The sequence below is a fragment of the Nostoc sp. genome (assembly GCF_035638895.1).
Classification (GTDB): Bacteria; Cyanobacteriota; Cyanobacteriia; order Cyanobacteriales; family Nostocaceae; genus Nostoc.
In genome coordinates, this window is sequence record NZ_DASQZC010000574.1 from 1 (window position 1) to 2,714 (window position 2,714).

4 protein-coding genes are annotated in these 2,714 nt (G+C 45.2%); all 4 read right to left on the reverse strand.

Going from position 1 to position 2,714, the window contains the following annotated elements; all coding sequences use genetic code 11:
* Window positions 1-805 (reverse strand): hypothetical protein (locus tag VE944_RS28430; protein WP_324985311.1); only part of this gene is annotated, 805 nt, incomplete at its 3' end.
* A complete protein-coding gene (locus VE944_RS28435; protein WP_324985313.1) occupies window positions 789-1,376 on the reverse strand; it encodes a hypothetical protein in 588 nt (195 codons plus the stop codon). The genes VE944_RS28430 and VE944_RS28435, both read right to left, overlap by 17 nt.
* Before the next feature lie 82 nt (window positions 1,377-1,458).
* Window positions 1,459-1,683, reverse strand: coding sequence for a hypothetical protein (locus VE944_RS28440; RefSeq protein WP_324985316.1), 225 nt, complete (start codon window positions 1,681-1,683; stop codon window positions 1,459-1,461).
* Window positions 1,684-1,795: 112 nt separating this feature from the next.
* A complete protein-coding gene (locus VE944_RS28445; RefSeq protein ID WP_324985319.1) occupies window positions 1,796-2,659 on the reverse strand; it encodes a hypothetical protein in 864 nt (287 codons plus the stop codon).
* Window positions 2,660-2,714: the final 55 nt, after the last annotated feature.

A 2,714-nucleotide genomic window follows, 5' to 3' on the forward strand; every position in this document is an offset into this window, starting at 1 on the left:
CCCATTGATAAACCGCATCAGACTCGCTCATCCCTTGAGCAATCATTGCTGGTACATTGCGAGCGTAAGATGCGATCGCCTCTTCCTTCCCAATTACCCCATCAAGAGAATGAACTGCCAACAGCATGATAAATGCATCACACTGAGATTTAGTTAGGTGCTTAGGATGACTGAGATTAAGCAATTTTAATTGCTCAATCACAAACTCTTTTTCGATACCCAGCGCTTCTCTTACGCTCAATACCCTTTGAGCGTGTTCGGGGAAAGATTCAAGAGCAGGAAGTATGGCGTGTCGTTCAACTTGGGGCAAAGTTTCAGCCACTTCATCAGCTATGATTTGCGCTCCTCTGACTTGCTCAATATCTTCTGCGTCTGACATTCCTACAAGAGAAAATACAGCGCGACGCTTGGCTTTGGTAATTGCCTTCATGATGGCGTTTGCTTTATCTTCAGCGCCTCTGGGTGTCGGGACAATGCCCATATCTGAATCGGTGCGTCCGTGCCGATCGCGTACCGAGATGCAGACAGTAATTAATTCCTCTGTTACCGTCACTTGTGGCTTATCAAAGCTAATGCCGTGGTTTTTGGCCAACTGGTTTGCGGCTTCTTTGCGTGGGTAAAGTACCAGCTTGCCCTTCATTTCCACGTAAATGAAGGGCTTGGTGTAGGGGTTTAATCCTACGCTCTCACAGAGTTGCAGATAGTACTGCACTCGCTGCTGAGAGTTCATTGCTCTCAAATCACCTTGTATAAGAGCAGATTCAGCGATCGCTGCTAAATTATTTTGATTATTCGTTGCTAACATCTTTTATTTCCTCCACACATCCCATCGATTCACCTAGATAGTGCAGCACGTCCCCTAAATGAGTTTTCATCTCAGGGTCATTGTGATGCACTTCACAAAGATTTCGCCATTCTTCAGACTGTGCGATCGCCTCAATCTCCACATAGTGAGAATTGAATTTACTTAGCATCTCTGTAGCAGAAACTTTTATTGATTTGGGTTCAAAGGAATCCCTGATTTTTCCCAACTCAATCAGTAAGCATTTCATAAATACATTGGGTTTGCCGCCAGTTAAATAATTGTCGTCTCTTTTTACTTGCCAAGCATCGCCACACCATCTATCTATTTTTAAATTTTCGTCCTTATAAACAAATTCGGCGAAAACGTAGACTGGATGCTGGTAAGTCGCACGGACATTGATTCCCAGTTCTTTCTGTAAATTTGGGGAAATAACTGCATCAAAGTCAGAGCGGAAGTGAGCGATCGCTTGCTCAATCTCTTGTTGCTCTTGAAACTTTTGCGCTTCAAGCTGTGCTTTTAACTTGGCTTGATGCTCCCCATAAACTTCATCAATCAGTTGCTCTAAATTCATCTTTTTAGCCTTTTTTGGATGGCAAACTTTATGAAAATGTTAGGGGCAATTTACGCCCCCAATAAACTAAACTTAATTTTACTTACCGCCTGCCACCGCCTTTATGTGGCACATCCTCATCATCGCTAGACGGAGATGGAGGAGTTTGAGCAGCTATAGATGGGCGAGACACTTGCAAGGTTTGTGGAATTGATTGCGTCACGTCTTCAGGAGAAGAAGCGATGCCTGCGGCAGTCTTCGCCAACGCAACAGGCGCAAAAGTAGCCGTAGATATTGTCAGTGCGATGAAACTTGAGATAAACTTCATTGGTATTCATTCCTTACAGTGGGTGGACAGGCGATCGCACTCCCGGCAAGTTGGGCGATCGCTTTAAAAGGTGGTCAACTGCAATGGGTGCAGCGTCTAAAACTTTTCAAAACTAAGCTGCAACTAACCGTTGTCCTAAAAAATTCTCTACCGCTATTTGGTGCTTACACTTTGACCCTCGGTGTTGACAGTCCCCACATTCACACCTCTTGTTTGGATCTGGGTGACTGGGCTGAACAATATAGTGGCTTCCGTTGGTAGTGTTCTTAACTATGAATCCATCGCCACACTGTTCAAGCACAGCGATCGCCTGGGCCCGTTCTATGCGTTCAGCGCTTCTCAATTCCTGAACCCTGACAACCGCTAACAACAACTCTTTAATCGCAACATCGTAATCAGCAAATACACTATTGCCCGTGAGATTAGTTTTGTAGCCGTCCGTGACGGACACAATGCGAACTAGAACACCATTTACATTCGCCGTTGCGATACCGTCGGCAACTGTTTCAAATGCAATGAATTCATCGGGCTGTGTGTCAAGATTACCCTCTAACTCTTGAAGCGACTGGTATAAATCAATAACCGCTTCTTGTGGCGTGGCAAACGTGTCAAGACTCATGGTGTGAGTCCAGAAGCAATTCCAATCCATTTTGATTTCGCCTAGCACGCTACCGTCTTTGGCAACATCCCAGACTGTTGCGTAGTCTCCGCCAATAGATATGCACCGGAGCAAGAAATCGCCAATAAAGTGAGTGTCGTTCACCTGGGGTAAATTAGCGGGTTGTTGTTCGTCTTGTTGAACTTCTTGGACTTTCAGCGTGGCAACCGCTTGAAGTTGGGGTTGTGCTGCAAGAATATCCTTGATGCAATCTTCACGGCTACGGCGACGGGGGATGGATAGGCGATCGCACTCAACACGCAATTCGCTTATGGAGAATTTTTCAAGTTGTTCGCGGGTGTGAATTGGCTGTGTCATAATTTTTATACCTGATGTTTATCTAAGGTTCCAAGAAGCGCCATTTTTCTTTGCG